The organism is uncultured Oceanisphaera sp., from assembly GCF_947495715.1.
GTDB lineage: Bacteria > Pseudomonadota > Gammaproteobacteria > Enterobacterales > Aeromonadaceae > Oceanimonas > Oceanimonas sediminis.
This window is the reverse complement of sequence record NZ_CANLZU010000016.1, coordinates 78,325-97,626: the sequence shown is the minus strand read 5'-3', so window position 1 is coordinate 97,626 and position 19,302 is coordinate 78,325. Positions and strand designations below refer to the sequence as shown.

The window sequence follows — 19,302 nt, the reverse complement described above, 5'->3', positions numbered from 1 at the left end:
TTCACCTCGGGATAAACAGCGACTTCTCTCTTTATTCCTTTAATTGACCTCACAAAAAAATCCCTATATTTTGGTAAATTAGCCACCAATGGCAACGGACGCTTCAGAGCATGTCGTGCTGACAAAAGTAGTCGCTCGGCCCAACGGCTTGAGCAATGGAGGAATGCAATGTCTCTTTATGACCCCTCGCTTGAGAAAGATAACTGTGGTTTCGGCCTGATCGCCCATACAGAAGGCGAAGCCAGCCACAAGCTTGTCCGACTCGCGATTTCGGCGTTGGATCGCATGCAACATCGCGGCGGCATCGCCGCCGACGGCAAAACCGGTGACGGTTGCGGTCTGTTAATGCAAAAACCGGATAGTTTCTTTCGCGCTGTCGCTCAAGACAAGGGATGGAACCTGGGCCGCAAGTATGCCGTAGGCATGATGTTTCTCAATCCGGATCCGGTACTGGCCGAACAGTGCCGCAAGATAGTCAACGAAGAACTGGAAAAGGAAACCCTGAGCCTGGTTGGCTGGCGCGATGTGCCGGTGAATACCCAGGTACTGGGCGACATCGCCAAGGCTTCTCTGCCTCGCATCGAGCAGGTTTTCGTCAATGCCCCCGCCGGTTGGGTCGAAAATGATATTGAGCGCCGCCTTTACATAGTGCGTCGTCGCATCGAAAAACGCATCAATGACGAATACTTCTATGTAGTCAGCCTGTCCAATCTGGTGATGACCTACAAGGGCCTGTGCATGCCCGCCGATTTGCCCAGGTTTTACCTCGATCTGGCGGATATTCGTCTGCAATCGGCGATTTGCGTGTTTCACCAGCGCTTCTCCACCAATACCCAGCCCCGCTGGCCGCTGGCTCAGCCGTTCCGTTTTCTGGCCCACAACGGCGAGATCAACACCATCGGCGGTAACCGTCGCTGGGCCCAGGCCCGTGCCTACAAATTTGGCTCGCCATTGCTGCCGGATCTGCAAGACGCTGCCCCCTACGTCAACACCGACGGCTCCGACTCCTCCAGCCTGGACAACATGCTGGAACTGTTCCTGGCCGGCGGCATGGATCTGTTCCGTGCCATGCGTATGCTGATTCCGCCGGCCTGGCAGAAAAACCCGGCAATGGACCAGGATCTGCGCGCCTTCTACGACTTCAACTCCATGCACATGGAGCCCTGGGATGGCCCCGCCGGTATCGTCATGTCCGACGGTCGCTTCGCCGCCTGCGCCCTCGACCGTAACGGTCTGCGCCCGGCGCGTTTCGTGCGCACCAAAGACGGCTTTATCACCCTGGCCTCGGAAATCGGCATCTGGGACTATACCCCGGACGAAGTGCTCGAAAAGGGCCGGGTCGGCCCGGGCGAGCTGTTCGTGGTCGATACCGCCAAAGGCAAAATCTGGACCAGCTTCGAGATCGACGACGATCTCAAGAGCCGCCATCCCTACAAGGAATGGATGACCCAACACAAGCGTGTGCTGACTCGCTTCGAAGATCTGCCCGAAGACAAGGCCGGTCAGTGCGAGCTGGACGCCGGCTCCCTGCGTACCTATCAGAAGCTGTTCGGCTACTCGATGGAAGAGCTGGATCAGGTGATTCGGGTCATGGGCGAGAACGGCCAGGAAGCCACAGGCTCCATGGGTGACGATGCCCCCATGGCGGTGCTGTCCAGCAAGTCCCGTTCCGTGTATGACTACTTCCGCCAGATGTTTGCCCAGGTAACCAATCCGCCCATCGATCCACTGCGCGAAAACCACGTCATGTCGCTGGCCACGCTGATCGGCCGCGAGCAGAACGTATTCAACGAGACCCACGGCCACGCCCATCGGGTTCAGTTTGAATCACCCATTCTGCTGTACTCCGATTTTCATCAGCTGATGAATCTGGAACAGACCCATCACAAGAATACCGTGCTGGATCTGAACTTCGCACCGGAAGAGGGCCTGCAGGCCGCCATCGAACGCCTGTGTGAAGAAGCCAAGACGGCGGTAGAGACCGGCACCGTACTGCTGGTACTGACCGACCGTTATATCAGCAAGGACAAGCTGCCGATTCCGGCTGCCATGGCCGCCGGTGCCATTCAGCGCACCCTGGTCGAACACAACCTGCGCTGCGACTCCAACATCATCGTCGAAACCGCCAGCACCCGTGACCCGCACCAGTTTGCGGTTCTGCTCGGCTTCGGCGTGACCGCCATCTACCCCTATCTGGCCTATGAAACCCTGGGCCGCATGGTGGAAGACGGCGTGCTGAAGATGCCCCTGCGCGATGCGCTGCTCAACTTCCGCAACAGCATCAACAAGGGCCTGTACAAGGTCATGTCCAAGATGGGTATCAGCACCATTGCCTCTTACCGCTGCTCTCAGCTGTTTGAAGCCATAGGTCTGCATCAGGACGTGGTCGAGATGTGCTTCCAGGGCGTCTCCAGCCGTGTGCAGGGTGCCTCTTTCGAAGACTTCCAGCAGGACCTGTTCAACCTGAGCCGCGTGGCCTGGATTGCCCGCAAGCCCCTCAGTCAGGGCGGCCTGCTCAAGTATGTACACGACGGCGAATACCACAGCTACAACCCGGATGTGGTCAAAAGCCTGCAAACCGCGGTGCGCTCCGGCAGCTACGAGGACTACCGGGTTTATTCCAAACTGGTCAACGAGCGTCCGGTTGCCATGCTGCGTGACCTGCTGACCCTCAAGCAGGATGGTCAGGGCATCGCGCTGGACAAGGTCGAGCCGGCCAGCGAATTGTTCCCCCGCTTCGACAGCGCCGCCATGTCCATCGGTGCCCTCGGCCCCGAGGCCCATGAAGCACTGGCCGTGGCCATGAACCGCCTCGGCGGCAAGAGCAACTCCGGCGAGGGCGGTGAAGATGCCCGTCGTTTCAACAACCTGAAGAACTCCAAGATCAAGCAGGTGGCTTCCGGTCGCTTCGGTGTGACCCCGCACTACCTGATGAACGCCGAGGTCATTCAAATCAAGGTGGCCCAGGGCGCCAAGCCCGGTGAGGGCGGTCAGCTGCCCGGCCACAAGGTGACCACCGAAATCGCCAAGCTGCGTTATGCGGTACCGGGTGTGACCCTGATTTCACCGCCGCCGCACCACGACATCTATTCCATCGAGGATCTGGCCCAGCTGATCTTCGACATCAAGCAGATCAACCCGAGCTGCATGGTGTCGGTCAAGCTGGTGTCCGAGCCCGGCGTGGGTACCATTGCCACCGGTGTGGCCAAGGCCTATGCGGATCTGATCACCGTCTCCGGTTACGATGGCGGCACCGGTGCCAGCCCGCTGACCTCGGTCAAGTACGCCGGCTCCCCCTGGGAACTGGGCCTGGCCGAAACCCAGCAGGCGCTGGTGGCCAACGGCCTGCGCCACAAGGTACGGCTGCAGGTGGACGGCGGTCTCAAGACCGGCCTGGACATCGTCAAGGCGGCCATTCTGGGTGCCGAGAGCTTCGGCTTTGGTACCGGCCCCATGGTGGCGCTGGGTTGTAAGTACCTGCGTATCTGTCACCTGAACAACTGCGCTACCGGCGTGGCCACCCAGGACGAGAAGCTGCGCAAGGAACACTTCCACGGTCTACCCGAAATGGTAGAGAACTACTTCAAGTTCATCGCCGAGGAAACCCGCGAGCTGATGGCGCAACTGGGCGTGACCCAACTGACCGATTTGATCGGCCGTACCGACTTGCTGGAAGTGTTGCCTGGCCTGACCGCCAAGCAGCAGAAGCTGGATCTGTCCGGCATCACTGCCAAGCCCGAGCCCAAGCCGGGTCTGGGTGTGTTCTGCCAGACCGGCAACCCCAACTTCGACAAGGGCGTACTGAACCTGCGCATGACCGAAGATGCCCTCGGCGCCATCGAAGGCAAGACCGGCGGCGACTTCTACTACAACATCCGCAACACCGACCGTTCGGTAGGTGCGCGTCTGTCTGGCGAAATCGCCCAGCGTCACGGTAATCAGGGCATGGCGGCGGATCCGGTTCGCATGCATCTGGACGGCACCGCCGGCCAGAGCTTCGGGGTCTGGAACGCCGGCGGTCTGGAAATGATCCTGACCGGCGACGCCAACGACTACGTCGGCAAGGGCATGACCGGCGGCAAGCTGGTCATCAAGTCCCATGTCGGCGTGGCCTTCGCCTCGCACGAAGCAACCCTGGTCGGCAACACCTGTCTGTACGGTGCCACCGGTGGCCACCTGTACGTCGCCGGCCGTGCCGGTGAACGTTTCGCGGTGCGCAACTCCGGTACCATCGCCGTGGTTGAAGGCGTGGGTGACAACGGCTGTGAATACATGACCAGCGGTATCGTGACCGTACTGGGCCGTACCGGGGTCAACTTTGCCGCCGGCATGACCGGAGGCTTTGCCTACGTGCTGGATGAAGACGATGATTTCGAACTCAAGACCAACTTTGAGCTGGTCGAGTTGCTGGGTCTGGATGAACTGATGATCCATCAGGAACATCTGCGCGGTATCATCACGCAACATCTGCAGGAAACCGGCAGTAACCGGGCACAGGAAATTCTGGCCAACTTCGACCAGTACCTGCCCAAATTCAAACTGGTCAAACCCAAATCCAGTGATGTTAAATCCTTGTTGGGCCACCAGAGCCGTTCCACCGCAGAACTGCGGGTCCATGCGCAGTAAAGGAAGATTGTGAGATGAGCCAGAACGTATTTCAGTTTATAGACGTACAACGTGTCGATCCGCCCAAGAAGGCGATCGGCACCCGTAAAATCGAGTTCGTGGAGATCTACGAACCCTTTTCCGACAGCCAGGCCGAAATGCAGGCCGACCGCTGTCTGGACTGCGGCAACCCCTACTGCGAGTGGAAGTGTCCGGTACACAACTACATTCCCAACTGGCTGAAGCTGGCCAACGAGGGACGCATCTTCGAGGCGGCGGACCTGTGTCACGAGACCAACAGCCTGCCCGAAGTATGTGGCCGGGTGTGTCCGCAGGATCGTCTGTGCGAGGGTTCCTGTACCCTCAACGACGAATTCGGTGCCGTGACCATAGGTAACATCGAGAAGTACATCACCGACAAGGCCTTTGAAATGGGCTGGCGTCCGGACATGTCCAACGTGGTGAGAACCGATCGCAAGGTCGCCGTCATCGGCGCCGGCCCTGCCGGTCTGGCCTGTGCCGACGTGCTGGCACGTAACGGCGTGACCCCGGTGGTCTTCGACCGTTATCCGGAAATCGGCGGTCTGCTGACCTTTGGTATTCCGTCCTTCAAGCTGGAGAAGACGGTGATGAGCAATCGCCGGGAAATTTTCTCCGACATGGGCATCGAATTTCGCCTGAATACCGAAGTGGGCAAGGATGTCGGTTTTCAGACCCTGCTCGACGACTACGATGCGGTCTTCCTCGCCGTGGGTACCTACAAGTATCTGCGTGGCGGCCTGACCAACGAAGATGCCGAGGGTGTCTTTGATGCCCTGCCCTTCCTGATCTCCAACGCCAACCGGGTGCTGGGTTTCGAAAAGCAGGCGTCCGACTACATCGACATGGCCGGCAAGAAGGTAGTGGTGCTGGGTGGTGGTGATACCGCCATGGACTGTGTACGGACCTCCATTCGTCAGAATGCCGAGCACGTAGTCTGTGCCTATCGTCGGGACGAAGCCAACATGCCCGGCTCCCGCCGCGAAGTGCAGAATGCCCGGGAAGAAGGGGTGAACTTCATGTTCAACCTGCAGCCTACCGGCGTGCAGACCGACAGCAACGGCAAGGTCAGCGGCGTTGAAGTGGTCTCTACCCAGCTGGGCGAGCCCGACGCCAACGGTCGCCGCCGTCCGGAGCCGGTTGCCGGTTCCGAGCAGGTATTGCCGGCCGATGTGGTGATCATGGCGTTTGGTTTCCAGCCTCATGACCAGCCCTGGCTGAAAGAGTACGGTATCGAAGCCGACAAGTGGGGCCGCATCATCGCCCCCGAAAAAGCCGACTTCGCCTACCAGACCAGCAACGCCAAGATCTTTGCCGGCGGCGACGCCGTACGCGGCTCCGATCTGGTGGTGACCGCCATCGCCGAAGGCCGCAAGGCCGCCGAAGGCATCATGGATTACATCGGGGTGTAAGCTCGCTTCACTCCGTTGCAAAGGCCGCTCATCGAGCGGCCTTTTTTGTAAGCCCATCCCACAGACATCGGACAAAGAGCGGGCCCTTTGCCCGACTGATACCAATCCCACTAAACAAATGATCTATTTCATTTTTGTATAAAATTCGAACAAAGGGCCCGCTCCTCCGACTCGCCGTGAATCCCTCCCTGGAGGCTCAGCCGCGCCATCCGTGGCGCGGATGGTCGGCTGAGCAGATCCCTTTGTCCTCCTTGATGCACCGGCGTTGCCTGTTAGCGCCGTCCACAGACAACTCGATGCTCGAAAAGAGGCTGCAGAGATCGCCTCCCACGACCGTGAAATGCCATGGAAGGCATTTCCGAGCCCCCAGGGATGGGTTTATGGCGTGTCGTGGGAGGTGGCTCTGTTTCCTCGAGTATCCAGTTTTAAAATAGATCATATTTTTATTTAGATTGGTATGAATCGACTCCAACAGAAAACGTTGCGCGCGACTCGAGACAAGGATCCCCGATCGGCCTTTTGGGTTGATGATGATAAACTCTCCATTATTTTCGTTGCGAGAGAACCCCTTATGACTATCGGTATTATTGGCGCCATGGAGCAGGAAGTCGCCGAGCTGCGCGCTCAGCTGGACAACGCCCAGACCATCACGGTCGCGGGCTGTGAATTCTACCAGGGCACCCTGGCGGGCAAAGACGTGGTGATTACCCGCTCCGGCATCGGTAAAGTTGCCGCCAGCATCGCCACCACCCTGCTGCTGGAGCGCTTCGCACCCGATACCGTCATCAATACCGGCTCCGCCGGCGGTTTCGATCCGGCGCTGCATGTGGGTGATGTGGTAGTGTCCAGCGAAGTCCGTTTTCATGACGTGGACGTAACCGCCTTCGGTTACGAAATGGGGCAGATGGCTCAGCAACCGGCGGCCTTTATCGCCGATGCCGGGCTGATCGCGCTGGCGCAGGAGTGCCTGGCAGAACAGAATGAGATTAATTCGGCGGTCGGCCTTATCTGTACCGGCGATCAGTTTATGCACCGGGAAGATCAGCTGCAGAAAGCCGTCACCCGGTTTCCGACCATGAAGGCCTGTGAAATGGAAGCCGGTGCCGTGGGCCAGGTGTGCCATCAGTTCCAGGTGCCATTCGTCGTGGTTCGTGCCCTGTCCGATATTGCCGGCAAGGAACAGGCCGAGTCTTTTGAAGCCTTTCTCGAGGTCGCCGCCAAGCATTCCAGCGCCATGGTGCTGGCCATGATCACGCGCATGCCGAGCTGAATGCGGTGATCGCCCTCTCGCTGCTCGAACAGCCCGTAACTCTGCTCAGCATCGCCATACTGCTGAGCCTGCTGTTGCCGGCCACTCGCCTGCAACAGAGCCTGACCCAGGGTCTGATGCAGCTGGGAAGTCGCCTCAATGGTGAGCGCTATACGGCGCGTTATCTGCATGTTGCCGGGGGGGCGCTGCTGCTCTGCCTGCTGCTGCCGCTGATGGCTACCTACTGGTCGCTGACGGTGCTGTCGCCCTGGCCGGCCCTGCTGGAGCCACTGTTGCTGTGGTGTTGTCTGGATTTGGGCCGGCTCAGCCGCGCCCTGCCCTTATGCCTGCAGCAGAGTAGCGAACAGACACCACTGGCCCGGTTAACCCTGGCCCCCTTGTGTCTGCGCCAGACAGATCCGCTGTCGTCGCTGGGGCTGCACAAGACGCTGGCGGAGGTGGCGGTATTACGGCTGGCAGGCGATTTCGCCCTGTTATGCTGGTATCTGGCCGGTGGCATCTATGCCGCCCTGCTGTTCGCCTTGCTGCGGCTGGCGGTGCAGTCCTGGCCGCGCAAGCTGGTGCACTGGCGGGCCTTCGGTCTGCTGTCGTCGGTGCTGTATCGCGCTATGGCCTGGTTACCGTTCCAGGTGCTGGCTCTGACCCTGCTTATCTATCCGGGGTCGCTGCGCGCCATCAAGGCCTGGCCCCAGGGTCGACTGTGGGCCTTTCCGGCCAGTGGTCGTTTACTGGCGGTCGCGGCGGCCGGCGTAGATGCGGGACTCGGTGGCCCGCGCCGTTACACCGACGCCACCGATTATTATCCCAAGCTGGGCAGCAAGAACTACCTGAATGCCGACTCGACCCGGGCGCTGTTGTGGCGGCTGGTTATCGCCCTGCTGTTCTGGCTGTCGCTGGCCTGGACCCTGGTATTGGTACCCTTGTTTTATGGCTAAGAGTTTTATGGTTAAAAGCTCAATGGTTAAGTGTTCAATGGTTAAGTGTTCAATGGTTAAACCCGGCGCCTTATTGTTACTTTCCCTGTGGTTCGGAGCCCTGCTCGGTCCGGCACAGGCCCGTGCCGACGAGGCCCGCCGTATCATCAGCCTGGCCCCCCATATCACCGAAATGCTGTTTGCCATCGGCGCCGGTGATCAGGTGATTGCGGTGGATAACGCCAGTGACTACCCACCAGCAGCCACCGTCTTGCCCAAGGTCGCCAACTATCGCTCACTCAACATGGAGCAGATATTGGCGCTACAGCCGGACTTGATCGTGGCCTGGGGCAATGCCCAGCAACAAATGGTGCAGCCACTGGAACAACTGGGTATCACCGTGTTTTATTCCGCGCCCGACACCTTTTCCGCCCTGGGTGATGAACTGCAGCAACTGGGTGAGTTGACCGGCCATTCACCCCAGGCCGCTACCGTCGTTGCCGACTATCGGCGGCAGCTGAATGAGATTGAACGGGAGTATCGCGATGCCGGCCCGGTGACGGTGTTTTATCAGATTGCCCGCACTCCCTTGATGTCCGCCAACGACAGCACCTGGATGGGCCAGGCGGTAAAACTGTGTGGCGGGGTCAATATCATGGCCGACAGTCCGGCGCCTTATCCGCCGTTGAATGCCGAGCAGGTGCTGGCGCAGGATCCGCAAGTGATACTGGCAGACGAGCACGAAGATCTGCAGCATTGGCGGCAATGGCCGGCGTTGCAGGCGGTGGCGCACGGCCATTTACTGACCATAGACGCCGATCGCCTGCATCGTTTTACACCGCGCACGCCCGGCGGTATTCGCCAGCTGTGCCGGCAACTGGATAAAGCCAGAGCCTACCAATAGGTGTAATTGTGTTCGTCGGGGCGCCTCTATACAATGGCGCCCTTTTTACATGAAGAGATAAACAATGCAGCCCCTGGTTGAGTCGGTGTTCTACTGGAGTGATCTGTTCGGCACGGCGGTATTCGCCTTTTCCGGCGTACTGGTGGCCGGCCGGCTGCGGATGGACGGCTTTGGCGTCATCGTGCTGGCGGCGGTCACCGCCATCGGCGGTGGCACCATCCGTGATCTTATCATCGGTGCCGAGCAGGTGTTCTGGACCGCGGATACCCTCTATCTGTGGGTGATACTGGTTACCGCCCTGCTCGGACAATATATTGCCCAACTTCCCCGGCGGCTGCCCTGGTATATTCTGCCGCTGGCCGACGCCTTCGGTCTGGCCATTTTTACCATTATCGGTGCCGACAAGGCGCTCAGCTACGGAACGTCCGGCATGGTGGCGGTGGTAATGGGGGTGATCACCGGGGTGGCCGGCGGCATGATCCGCGACGTGCTGGCGCGCGAGGTACCCATGGTATTGCAGCGGGAGATCTACGCCACCGCCTGCATTCTGGGCGGCGTGCTCTATACCTGCTCGCTGGCTATTGGCATAACGCCATTACTGGCTACCCTGCTCGGCATGCTGGGCACCTTCATCCTGCGCGTCGCCGCCATTCGCTGGCATCTGTCACTACCGGCCTTTTCGCTGAACCGCTGACTCGGGCCTGTACAATCGGACAAAGGGCCCGCTTCGCCGACTCGCTCAAGCACCTCCCTGTGACGCTCAACACATGACCTCCCTGTCATGTGATGGTCGGTGAAGCAGATCCCTTCGTCCTCCTTGAAGCTCCGGCATGGCCTGTAGGTGCCGCCTGCGGGCAACTCGGTGCCCAAGAAGAGGCAACAGAGAACGCCTGCCACGACCGTGAAATGCCAGGGCCGAAAAATGCTCCTGCCGTTCCGGCATTCCCGCCCTCCCTGGCGGTCAGACAGCATTTCCGAGCCCCCATGAGGCAGCTTGCTGCCGTATATCTTTGTTGGGTAATGGACCGAATATCCAGTGAATATTCGCAGCCGTTATCCAGCAAAGATGGCTAGCCCAATGGCGTGTCGTGGGAGGCGGCTGTGTTGCCTCTGCTCTGAGGCCTTAATATGACCAGCTCATTACAGGGATTGGTATTAGCCCCATCTGCTAATGGGGTTGATGCAAAAAAGGCCTCTGACGAGGCCTTTTTACATGTCGATAACCGTCAGCTTCAGGCTACGGTGACCTTGGCAAACTTGCGCTTGCCGACCTGGTAGACTGCTTCGCCGGCCTGGACCACCTGCTTGCCGTCTTCCAGCTTGTCGCCGTCTACCTTGACTGCGCCCTGCTTGATCATGCGCAGCGCTTCGGAGGTAGAGCCCACCAGACCCGCCTCTTTCAGCAGATTGGCGATGGCGATACCTTCGGCACCGGCGTTAAGGGTGACTTCCGGCAGGTCGTCGGGAATGGCGTTTTTCTGGAAACGCTGCACAAAATCCTGATGCGCCTGCTCGGCCGCCGCCTCGTTGTGATAACGGCTGATGATTTCCTTGGCCAGCAGGATTTTGATATCCCGCGGATTGGCGCCATCCAGCACCTCCTGCTTGAGTGCAGCCAGCTCGTCCAGGCTGCGACGAGACAGCAGCTCGAAGTAACGCCACATCAATTCGTCGGACAGCGACATGATCTTGCCGAACATCTCGCCCGGCGCCTCGTCTACACCGATGTAGTTACCGGCCGACTTGGACATTTTCTTGATGCCGTCCAGGCCTTCCAGCAACGGCATGGTCAGCACTACCTGCGGCGACTGACCGGCCTCTTTCTGCAGCTCACGGCCCATCAACAGGTTGAACTTCTGATCGGTGCCGCCCAGCTCGACATCGGCCTTGAGTGCCACCGAGTCGTAACCCTGCAGCAGCGGATACATGAATTCATGGATGGCGATGGACTGACCGGAACCATAACGCTTCTTGAAGTCGTCCCGTTCCAGCATGCGGGCCACGGTCAGTTTGGACGCCAGCTTGATCATGCCGGTTGCGCCCAGCTCGCCGAGCCAGCTCGAGTTGTAGACGATTCGGGTTTTTTCCGCGTCCAGCACCTTGAACGCCTGTTCGGCGTAGGTTTTGGCGTTGTCGGCCACCTGTTCCGGCGTCAGCGGTGGCCGGGTGCTGTTCTTGCCGCTGGGATCACCGACCTGAGCGGTAAAATCACCGATCAGCAGCAGCACCTCATGGCCCAGATCCTGAAACTGGCGCAGCTTGTTGAGGATCACCGTGTGTCCCAGATGAATATCGGGCGCGGTGGGATCCATGCCCAGTTTCACCCGCAGGGGACGCCCTTCCTTTAATTTGGCAACCAGCTCTTCTTCAACCAGTATCTCTTCGGCACCACGCTTGATTTCCGCTAATGCCGCTTCCAGCTGGGACATGACGACTCTACTCCTGTGCTATGCACCTGAATGGCTGTTCTGAATACGGTCTGTTATTCGGAACGGCGATTTAGACGATCCAAACAAAATAAGGCAAGCATATTACTGGAATGGCGGATAAATTGGAAAGGCTGTAAAATCCGGGCTTGATTCAGGGAAGAGTATCACATGCCCGTTATTTACAGACTCAAGACATTGCCCCGTGTGCATAAAATCGCCCTCGGACTGCTGAGCACCGCCATGGTGGCGCTGATCATGATGCCCACAGAGCCGGCCGTGGCCAGCCGCGTTCACGCCGACCTTGCCGTCCCTGCGAAGTTTCAGGACGCACGCCAACCACTCGAGATAGAGGTGCAAGACCTGCCCCTGGTTGACGAGCACCTGCCTGCGCGCGAGCTGATGGTCAAGGTCAGTCGCGGTGATACCCTGTCTTCGATCTTTGCCCGCCAGGGGCTGCCTTCCGTCCTGTTGCACGATATCAACCGGCTCGGCGCCGATGCCAGATCGCTGCAAAAAATTCATCCCGGCGATAAACTGACCTTTTCCTTCGACAAAAAAGGACAGTTTTTCGGTCTAAGCTATCCGCTGGATGCGGCACGCACCCTCGACATTCGCCAGAGCGAATCCGGGCTGCGCAGCCGCATCATCAGCGTCCAGCTGGAGCACCGCACCCAGTACGCCCAGGCCTCGGTCAACTCCAACTTCTGGAATGCCGGTGTTACTGCCGGTCTGAGTGCGGGCCAGATCATGAGTCTGGCCGCCATGTTCGCCTGGGATCTGGACTTTGGTCTCGACATCCGTGCCGGCGATCGCTTCGCCGTGCTGTACGATCAGCGCTACAAGGACGGCATTCTGGTCGACACCGGCCATATTCTGGCCGCCGAATTTATCAATCAGGGTAATGTATACCGAGCCATACGCCACGATGACGGCAATTACTATTCGCCCGAAGGCCGGGCCATGCGCAAAAGTTTTCTGCGTGCACCGGTCAACTTCTCCCATATCAGCTCCAACTTCAATCCGCGCCGGCTGCATCCGGTTACCGGCCAGGTCAAGCCACACCGCGGCATCGACTATGCGGCCCGCACCGGCACTCCGGTGGTGGCCGCCGGTAGTGGCGTGGTGGTGGAGTCCGGTTACAGCCGCTTCAATGGCAATTATGTGGTGATCCGCCACGACCGTACCTATCTCACCAAGTACCTGCATCTCAACAAGCGGATGGTGAAAAAAGGGGAGAAGGTCAAGCAGGAGCAGCAAATCGGCACCGTCGGTGCCACCGGTCGAGTGACCGGTCCGCACCTGCATTACGAGTTTCTGGTCAACGGGGTACACAAGGATCCCAAGAGCGTGGATTTGCCCCAGGCCGCCTTTCTGTCACGAGGCGAGCTGGCCAAGTTTCGCCCCAGGGCAGACAAGCTGATGGCGCAGCTGAGCAAGGTCAGTGAAGTGATGCTGGCCAACAATTAAGACAGGAAACGGTGAAGGGTAAATCGTGAGGAGTGAGGAGTACGCCACTAATCCAAAACGTCGGTGTTTGGCACTTCATCATTTCCCTGTCACCGATGAACACCAACCACTTTAAAACCGTCAATGGCGCTCAGGCGCTGCTGCCACAAGGTAGCTTCAACCCCTGGCTGACCATAAGCCAGGGCCGGGTGTTTACCCCAGACGGGATCCGGCCAGGCGGCATCCCGGGTAAAACGGGCCACATGATGCAGGTGCAACTGGGGCACCATGTTGCCCAACGCAGCCACATTGATTTTATCCGCCGCCAGCTCGGTTTCCATCAAGCGCGCCACCGCGCAGGACTCACGTATCAGCTGCAACTGTTCTTCTTCGTTCAACCGGTGTATTTCACGAATGTCGGCTCGCTTGGGCACCAGTATCAGCCAGGGATACCGGCTGTCTTTGGCCAGCAATACCCGGCACAGCGGCAGGTCACCCAGTATGATGGTGTCCGCCGCCAGTCGAGGATGCAGTTCAAATTCACTCACTTGTTCGCACCGGCATAACGACGCAGGTAGGCGATAATATCCGCCGACTCGTACAGCCAGACATACCGACCCGGCTCCGGCTCGATACGCAGACAGGGCACCATGCGCTGGCCACCACCGGCCATCAGCGCCTGCAGGTGCTCCGGCTCGGTTGTGTCGCACTCGGTAATATCGAGGCCCAGCTCGCCCACCACCATCTTGACCCGCTCGCAATAGGGGCACCAGGCTCGCTGATACAGGGCCAGTTTGTCGACGGCATCGACCATGGGTGCCGGTTCTTGCTCGTTTTCGGCTCCATTGAGCCAGTCAAACAGGGACATTGGGTCGCCTTATTATCCGTTAAACGCTGAAAGAGGAGCCACAGCCACAGGTACTGGTGGCGTTGGGATTGGTCACCAGAAAGCGGGAGCCTTCCAGACCGTCGATATAATCGACGGTACCGCCAATCAGGTACTGCAGGCTCATGCCGTCCACCACCATGATGACGCCGTTCTTTTCGATGACGGTATCGCCTTCGTTGGTTTTTTCATCGAAGGTAAAGCCGTACTGAAAGCCGGAGCAACCACCACCGGTGATATAGACTCGCAGGCGCAGATCGGGATTTTCCTCTTCGCTGATCAGGGCCTGAATTTTGTTGGCTGCCGCATCGCTCATCTGGATCGGCAAAGGAATTGCATCGCTCATCACTACCTCTTGGATTAGTTATCAGCCGAAATTATCTAATACCCGAGTAAACAGTTCAAGTATTGTCCGGAGTGGGCCAGTTGAGACTAAGGGTACGCACAGGTCGGCGATCCAGCTCCAGCTGGAGTTCCAGGGTCTGCGCCAGGCTGCCGACCGGCAACCGCAACTGGCCGGTCAGCACCTGAAAATGGCGAAAATCCAGGGTTACCGGCGCCACGCCCAGGGCTTCTTCATTCAATACCACCGGCTGCCCCTGCCGCAGGGCGCGGATTTTCAACCGCGCCTGACCGGTAACGCGGTTGCCGGTATTGGTGGGTTGCAGCAGGACCAGCCGGTACGCGAAGAGCCCCGGCTCTGCCAGCCTGGTAATATCTTCCTGCGCCAGCAGCAGCTCGACGCCGCCATCCGGCGCCAGCACCTGCCGATACAACGCCAGCTGCTGCGCCTGCTCCGTCAGTTGTTGCGACTGCCGTGCCAGCTGGGCCAGCTGACTGCTCTCGGCGCTTAACAGCGTCTGCAGATCGACCCGCAGCGCCAGCAGTTCCTGCCGGTGACGCTCGGCCTGCAGCCGATGCTGTTCAAGCTGGCGGCTCTGTTGCTGATAACGAGGCACAAAGTAACCGGCAACGGCCAGCAGCAACAGATTGATGACCAAGGATACCACCATTACACGACGCCCGAACGGCTGGTGCATAAAACACTCCCGATTACGATAGCGGCGAATTGTGCCAAAGCCGCCACCTCGGCGCCAGCGACAAAGGCGGCCATTCTCGGCTCGACTGCTTTTTGTTATAGTCCAAGCACCCTGGCCGCAAGCGCCAACTCCGACCCAATTCAAAGGATGCTGACATGTCCAAGTCTGACGATTTATTTGCCCAGGCCCGCCGCTTTATTCCCGGTGGCGTGAACTCTCCGGTACGTGCCTTTAACGGCGTCGGCGGCACGCCGCGCTTTATCGAACGCGCCGACGGTGCCTATATCTTCGATGTGGACGGCCATTCCTATGTGGATTACATCGGCTCCTGGGGCCCGATGATCCTGGGGCACAACGCCCCTGCGGTACGCGAAGCCGTACTGGAAGCGGTAGAACGCGGCCTGAGTTTCGGCGCGCCTACCGGAGTGGAAGTGACCATGGCGGAGAAAGTCTACCAGCTGGTACCGTCCATGGAGCAGGTACGCATGGTCAACTCCGGTACCGAAGCCACCATGAGCGCCATTCGCCTGGCCCGTGGCTTTACCGGCCGCGACAAGATTCTGAAGTTTGAAGGCTGCTACCATGGCCACGCCGACTGCCTGCTGGTCAAGGCCGGCTCCGGCGCCCTCACCCTGGGCCAGCCCAACTCGCCGGGCGTACCTGCCGACTTTGCCAAGCACACCCTGACCGCCACCTTCAACGATCTGGACTCGGTCAAGGAAGCCTTTGAAGCGGCGCCCGCCGACATCGCCTGCATCATCGTCGAGCCCATCGCCGGCAACATGAACTGCATTCCGCCCGCTCCCGGCTTCCTCGAAGGCCTGCGCGCCATTTGTGACCAATTTGGCGCCCTGTTGATTTTCGATGAAGTGATGTGCGGTTTCCGCGCGGCCCTCGGCGGTGCCCAGCAGCGTTTCGGCGTCAAGCCGGATCTCACCACCCTCGGTAAAATCATCGGTGGCGGCATGCCGGTGGGTGCCTTCGGCGGTCGCCGCGAGGTCATGGAGTACCTGGCCCCGACCGGCCCGGTTTATCAGGCCGGCACCCTGTCCGGTAACCCGGTGGCCATGGCGGCCGGCCTGGCCACCCTGAATGCCATCAGTGCGCCGGGTGTTTACGAACAGCTGGAACAGACCACCAAGGCCCTGGTAGACGGCCTGCAGGCCGCCGCCGACAGGCACGGCATTCCCTTTACCACCACGCAGGTGGGTGCCATGTTCGGTTTCTTCTTCAGTGAAGAGAAGAACATCAGCAGCTACGAGCAGGTGACTCGCTGTGACCTGGAGGCCTTCAAGCGTTTCTTCCACCTGATGCTGGAAGAAGGCGTTTACCTGGCGCCCAGCGCCTTTGAAGCCGGCTTCATGTCACTGGCCCACGGCGAGCAGGAAATTGCGCATACCCTGGCGGCCGCCGACAAGGCCTTCGCCATCATGAAAGGCTAAACAGCCTACTCCGGCCGCTGGATCTCGACCAGCGGCCCTTCCAGCAACTCCACGCTGTTACCATCCGGATCCACAATAAAGACATAGCGCAAACAGGTCTGCCCGGTCACCGGCGACGGCTTGTCCGCCAGTACACCCGCACCGTGCAGGGCACTCAAGGCCTGGTCAAGATCATCGACCTGCAAGGCAAAGTGACGCAGCCCCAGCCGGTAGCCGCTGGCCCAGGGCGGAAAAGAAGACACTTCAGTCTCATCATCGGGGCGAAAGCAGTAAAGCTCCAGCAAAGCCTGACCCAGTCGTAGATGGCAAATCTGCAGCTGGCCTGCATCATCCTGCCAACGATAAACCGACTCGAATCCCAACCCCTTGTAGAAGCGTTCAGAAACAGACAGGTCATGCACACTCAGGGTGACATGATGAAAAGAAAACATGAGCAGCTCCTCCATCTACATACTATTGAGCATATACGGAGATGGCCGCTTTCACCTTTCTATGAGCGAAGTGAGGGATAAACCCAAACCCGTGAGGGGTGAGGGGTGAGGGGTGAGGCCACCTGACACCTCACCCCTCACGCTTTACAAAAATATCAGCGGGCGAAGTTGAAGATATCCTTCAGCCAGTCGCCAATCTGCTCACCGGCTTCAGGCCGCGTCGGCATACTGGGTCGACAATCCCGAATCGCCGGCAAACCGGCGGCCTTGGCCGGCAAGAGTCGGGTCGGCTCGCAGCGCGGGTCGGCGGGCATGCCATCGCTGAGCGCGAAGTTGACCTGATCGATACCGGCCGGTGCCGTCAGATCCAGCGAGTCGACCCCCCGTCCGTCCAGATAACGACTGTATACTCGCAACGCGCCGCTGGAGCCGGTCAGACCGGTTACGCTGTTGTCATCCCGGCCCACCCAGACACTGACCAGCTCTTCGTTATCCAGCCCCGCATACCAGGTATCCCGCAGATCGTTGGTGGTGCCGGTCTTGCCCGCCATTACCCGGTTGGGGAATCGCGCCGCCAGATGAGCGGCCGTACCACCGCCCACCACCCTGGTCATGCCATAAAGCGCCAGATAACCCGCTTCCGGCTCCAGCACCCGCACCGCCTTGGCGTTATGCTGGTACAGCAGCTCACCCTGATCGTCCTGAATGGCCCGAATCGAGGTCAACTGCTGATAGAGTCCCTGATTGGCCAGAGTCAGATACAGCTGATTGACCTCCAGTGGTGTCAGCTCCAGAGTACCCAGCATCAAGGACGGATAGGCCGGAATCGGCTGTTCCACCCCCATTCGCTTGAGGCCTTCGATTACCTTGTCCAGTCCGATGGCCATGCCCAGGTTCACCGTCGGCACGTTCAGCGACTTGGCCAGGGCATCAACCAGCATCACCTGGCCCCGGAACCGGCGATCATAGTTGTTGGGCCGCCACACCTGTCCCGAGTCGCTGCGCAGGCTGATGGGTTCATCCTTTATTGCACTGCCCAGGGTATAACCGTTGGCCAGGGCCTCGGCATACACAGGTGGCTTGATCAGCGAACCGATGGGCCGCCGCGCCGCCAGCGCCCGGTTGAAACCGGCAAAGCTGGGATCGGCACCGCCAACCACGGCGCTGACTTCCCCCTTGCGCCAGTTGCTGACCACCATGGCCGCTTCCAGATCCGATTTTCTGGTGTTGGCACGCAGTTGCTTTAGCTGTTCGATCACCGCCTGCTCGGCGCTGTGCTGGGCAATCGGATCCAGGCTACTGAAGATCTTGAGCCCGTTCTGACGCAGAAAATCGGCGCCGAACCGCTCTTTCAGCTCCTGGCGCAACAGCCCCATAAAGCCCGGAGTGCGGCCATATCCCATGCGGCCCCGCTCGATCAACTGCAGCGGCGTGCTGCTGGCCCGTTCGTAAGTCTGGCGGTCGATATGACCTTCGTTGGCCAGTAACCGCAGTACCAGATCGCGCCGTTTCTGCGCCCGCTCGGTATTACGCCAGGGATCGTAATAGGACGGCCCCTTCACCAGCGCCACCATCAGCGCTATCTGATCCGGATTCAGCTCGTTCAGCGGCAGACCGAAATAGAAATAACTGGCCAGACCAAAGCCGTAAACCCCCTGAGCGCCGTTCTGTCCGAGGTAGACTTCGTTGAGGTAGGCCTCGAGGATCTCGTCCTTTTCATAGCGAAAGTCGATGATCAACGCCATGTAGGCTTCCTGGATCTTGCGCCACAGGCTGCGGTCCTGACTCAGGAAGAAGTTCTTGGCCAGCTGCTGGGTCAGGGTACTGCCGCCCTGTACCGTGCGCCCGGCCTTGATGTTGACCACCAGCGCGCGCAGTATCGCCAGCGGCGACACGCCGTCATGCTGATAAAAGTCCCGATCCTCGACCGTCAGCAGGGCGGTCACCAGCAAGGGGGGCACCTGATCCAGCCGCACCAGCAGGCGATCTTCCCGCTTTTCCACGTTGAGCCGGTCGAGCAACACCGGATCCATGCGGGCATAACCCAGCTCACGGCCGTTGTCCGGATTCTGCATCCGCTTCAGCCGCTGTCCCTCGAAGGTCAGCAGAATCGAGCGGGCCGCCTCGGCGCCGTCGGAGAAATTAAAGGCCCGGCGATGAATCTCGATGCGATTGTTGGCCACCGCATATTCACCCGGCCGACCGGGATTGGCCACCTTGCGGTAGTTGAGCAGCTGCAATTCGCGCAGCATCTGGGCATGAGACAGCTTCTGTCCCGGAAACAACTCCAGCGGCCGGCTATAAACCAGTGCCGGCAGCGCCCATTTCTGGCCCTCGAAGCGCTCCTTTACCTGACTGTCCAGATAAATGCCGAAGATGCCCATCAACACGGTACCCACCAGCGCCAGCTTGAACAGCAGGCCCCACCATGAACGGCGGGACTTCACGGGCTTCTTTTTCGATTTACGAGTCTGTTTTGCCATA

At 59.5% G+C, this 19,302-nt stretch carries 15 protein-coding genes; 8 read left to right on the top strand and 7 right to left on the bottom strand.

Annotation, left to right across the window (positions count from 1 at the left end):
• Window positions 1–168: 168 nt before the first annotated feature.
• The 6 genes from gltB (at window position 169) to Q0753_RS11460 (ending at window position 9,838) form a co-directional block, all read left to right on the top strand.
• Window positions 169–4,626, top strand: a complete 4,458-nt coding sequence (gene gltB, locus Q0753_RS11485) for a glutamate synthase large subunit (RefSeq protein ID WP_298720828.1) — start codon at window positions 169–171, stop codon at window positions 4,624–4,626.
• A 14-nt stretch (window positions 4,627–4,640) separates the two neighbouring features.
• Window positions 4,641–6,056, top strand: a complete 1,416-nt coding sequence (locus Q0753_RS11480; RefSeq protein ID WP_298720825.1) for an FAD-dependent oxidoreductase — start codon at window positions 4,641–4,643, stop codon at window positions 6,054–6,056.
• Between the two features lie 571 nt (window positions 6,057–6,627).
• A complete protein-coding gene (gene mtnN / locus Q0753_RS11475; RefSeq protein ID WP_298720822.1) occupies window positions 6,628–7,326 on the top strand; it encodes a 5'-methylthioadenosine/S-adenosylhomocysteine nucleosidase in 699 nt (232 codons plus the stop codon).
• 5 nt (window positions 7,327–7,331) lie between these two features.
• Complete coding sequence (locus Q0753_RS11470; protein ID WP_298720819.1) at window positions 7,332–8,261, top strand: cobalamin biosynthesis protein; 930 nt, start codon at window positions 7,332–7,334, stop codon at window positions 8,259–8,261.
• Window positions 8,262–8,313: 52 nt separating this feature from the next.
• Window positions 8,314–9,144 (top strand): cobalamin-binding protein, encoded by an 831-nt coding sequence (locus Q0753_RS11465; protein WP_298720816.1) that lies wholly within the window; start codon window positions 8,314–8,316, stop codon window positions 9,142–9,144.
• Window positions 9,145–9,208: 64 nt separating this feature from the next.
• Complete coding sequence (locus tag Q0753_RS11460) at window positions 9,209–9,838, top strand: TRIC cation channel family protein (protein WP_298720813.1); 630 nt, start codon at window positions 9,209–9,211, stop codon at window positions 9,836–9,838.
• A gap of 538 nt (window positions 9,839–10,376) precedes the next feature.
• On the opposite strand, the gene tyrS is transcribed toward Q0753_RS11460, so the two are convergent.
• Window positions 10,377–11,573, bottom strand: coding sequence for a tyrosine--tRNA ligase (gene tyrS, locus Q0753_RS11455; RefSeq protein ID WP_298720811.1), 1,197 nt, complete (start codon window positions 11,571–11,573; stop codon window positions 10,377–10,379).
• Between the two features lie 168 nt (window positions 11,574–11,741).
• Here tyrS and Q0753_RS11450 point away from each other — a divergent pair, with 168 nt between their 5' ends.
• Complete coding sequence (locus Q0753_RS11450) at window positions 11,742–13,040, top strand: peptidoglycan DD-metalloendopeptidase family protein (RefSeq protein ID WP_298720808.1); 1,299 nt, start codon at window positions 11,742–11,744, stop codon at window positions 13,038–13,040.
• 89 nt (window positions 13,041–13,129) lie between these two features.
• Here the strand turns inward: Q0753_RS11450 and Q0753_RS11445 are convergent, their stop codons facing one another.
• The 4 genes from Q0753_RS11445 to Q0753_RS11430 are packed head-to-tail and all read right to left on the bottom strand — an operon-like array spanning window position 13,130 to window position 14,945.
• Window positions 13,130–13,567 carry an HIT domain-containing protein gene (locus Q0753_RS11445; RefSeq protein ID WP_298720805.1) on the bottom strand — a complete coding sequence of 146 codons (438 nt, stop codon included), beginning with the start codon at window positions 13,565–13,567 and terminating at the stop codon, window positions 13,130–13,132.
• Window positions 13,564–13,887 (bottom strand): glutathione S-transferase N-terminal domain-containing protein, encoded by a 324-nt coding sequence (locus Q0753_RS11440; protein WP_298720802.1) that lies wholly within the window; start codon window positions 13,885–13,887, stop codon window positions 13,564–13,566. Before Q0753_RS11440 ends, Q0753_RS11445 begins: the two co-directional genes overlap by 4 nt.
• Window positions 13,888–13,906: 19 nt before the next feature.
• The gene (erpA, locus tag Q0753_RS11435) at window positions 13,907–14,251 is read right to left on the bottom strand and encodes an iron-sulfur cluster insertion protein ErpA (RefSeq protein ID WP_204796288.1); all 345 of its coding nucleotides are present in this window, start codon (window positions 14,249–14,251) and stop codon (window positions 13,907–13,909) included.
• Between the two features lie 55 nt (window positions 14,252–14,306).
• Complete coding sequence (locus Q0753_RS11430; RefSeq protein WP_298720797.1) at window positions 14,307–14,945, bottom strand: DUF6776 family protein; 639 nt, start codon at window positions 14,943–14,945, stop codon at window positions 14,307–14,309.
• Between the two features lie 155 nt (window positions 14,946–15,100).
• On the opposite strand from Q0753_RS11430, the gene hemL reads away from it, so the two are divergent.
• A complete protein-coding gene (gene hemL / locus Q0753_RS11425; RefSeq protein WP_298720795.1) occupies window positions 15,101–16,387 on the top strand; it encodes a glutamate-1-semialdehyde 2,1-aminomutase in 1,287 nt (428 codons plus the stop codon).
• 5 nt (window positions 16,388–16,392) lie between these two features.
• Here hemL and Q0753_RS11420 read toward each other — a convergent pair whose 3' ends face one another.
• Together Q0753_RS11420 and mrcB are read right to left on the bottom strand one after the other, a co-directional pair.
• Window positions 16,393–16,818 carry a VOC family protein gene (locus Q0753_RS11420; protein ID WP_298720792.1) on the bottom strand — a complete coding sequence of 142 codons (426 nt, stop codon included), beginning with the start codon at window positions 16,816–16,818 and terminating at the stop codon, window positions 16,393–16,395.
• A gap of 155 nt (window positions 16,819–16,973) precedes the next feature.
• On the bottom strand, window positions 16,974–19,301 hold the full coding sequence (gene mrcB, locus Q0753_RS11415; RefSeq protein ID WP_298720781.1) for a penicillin-binding protein 1B: 2,328 nt from the start codon (window positions 19,299–19,301) through the stop codon (window positions 16,974–16,976).
• Between the last annotated feature and the right edge of the window lies 1 nt (window position 19,302).

Excerpts from the sequence above, each read along its gene's own strand:
- gltB (WP_298720828.1), top strand. The coding sequence starts at position 169 with ATGTCTCTTTATGACCCCTCGCTTGAGAAAGATAACTGTGGTTTCGGC.
- Q0753_RS11480 (WP_298720825.1), top strand. The coding sequence starts at position 4,641 with ATGAGCCAGAACGTATTTCAGTTTATAGACGTACAACGTGTCGATCCG.
- mtnN (WP_298720822.1), top strand. The coding sequence starts at position 6,628 with ATGACTATCGGTATTATTGGCGCCATGGAGCAGGAAGTCGCCGAGCTG.
- Q0753_RS11465 (WP_298720816.1), top strand. The coding sequence starts at position 8,314 with ATGGTTAAACCCGGCGCCTTATTGTTACTTTCCCTGTGGTTCGGAGCC.
- Q0753_RS11460 (WP_298720813.1), top strand. The coding sequence starts at position 9,209 with ATGCAGCCCCTGGTTGAGTCGGTGTTCTACTGGAGTGATCTGTTCGGC.
- tyrS (WP_298720811.1), bottom strand. The coding sequence starts at position 11,573 with ATGTCCCAGCTGGAAGCGGCATTAGCGGAAATCAAGCGTGGTGCCGAA.
- Q0753_RS11450 (WP_298720808.1), top strand. The coding sequence starts at position 11,742 with ATGCCCGTTATTTACAGACTCAAGACATTGCCCCGTGTGCATAAAATC.
- Q0753_RS11440 (WP_298720802.1), bottom strand. The coding sequence starts at position 13,887 with ATGTCCCTGTTTGACTGGCTCAATGGAGCCGAAAACGAGCAAGAACCG.
- erpA (WP_204796288.1), bottom strand. The coding sequence starts at position 14,251 with ATGAGCGATGCAATTCCTTTGCCGATCCAGATGAGCGATGCGGCAGCC.
- Q0753_RS11430 (WP_298720797.1), bottom strand. The coding sequence starts at position 14,945 with ATGCACCAGCCGTTCGGGCGTCGTGTAATGGTGGTATCCTTGGTCATC.
- hemL (WP_298720795.1), top strand. The coding sequence starts at position 15,101 with ATGTCCAAGTCTGACGATTTATTTGCCCAGGCCCGCCGCTTTATTCCC.
- Q0753_RS11420 (WP_298720792.1), bottom strand. The coding sequence starts at position 16,818 with ATGTTTTCTTTTCATCATGTCACCCTGAGTGTGCATGACCTGTCTGTT.
- mrcB (WP_298720781.1), bottom strand. The coding sequence starts at position 19,301 with ATGGCAAAACAGACTCGTAAATCGAAAAAGAAGCCCGTGAAGTCCCGC.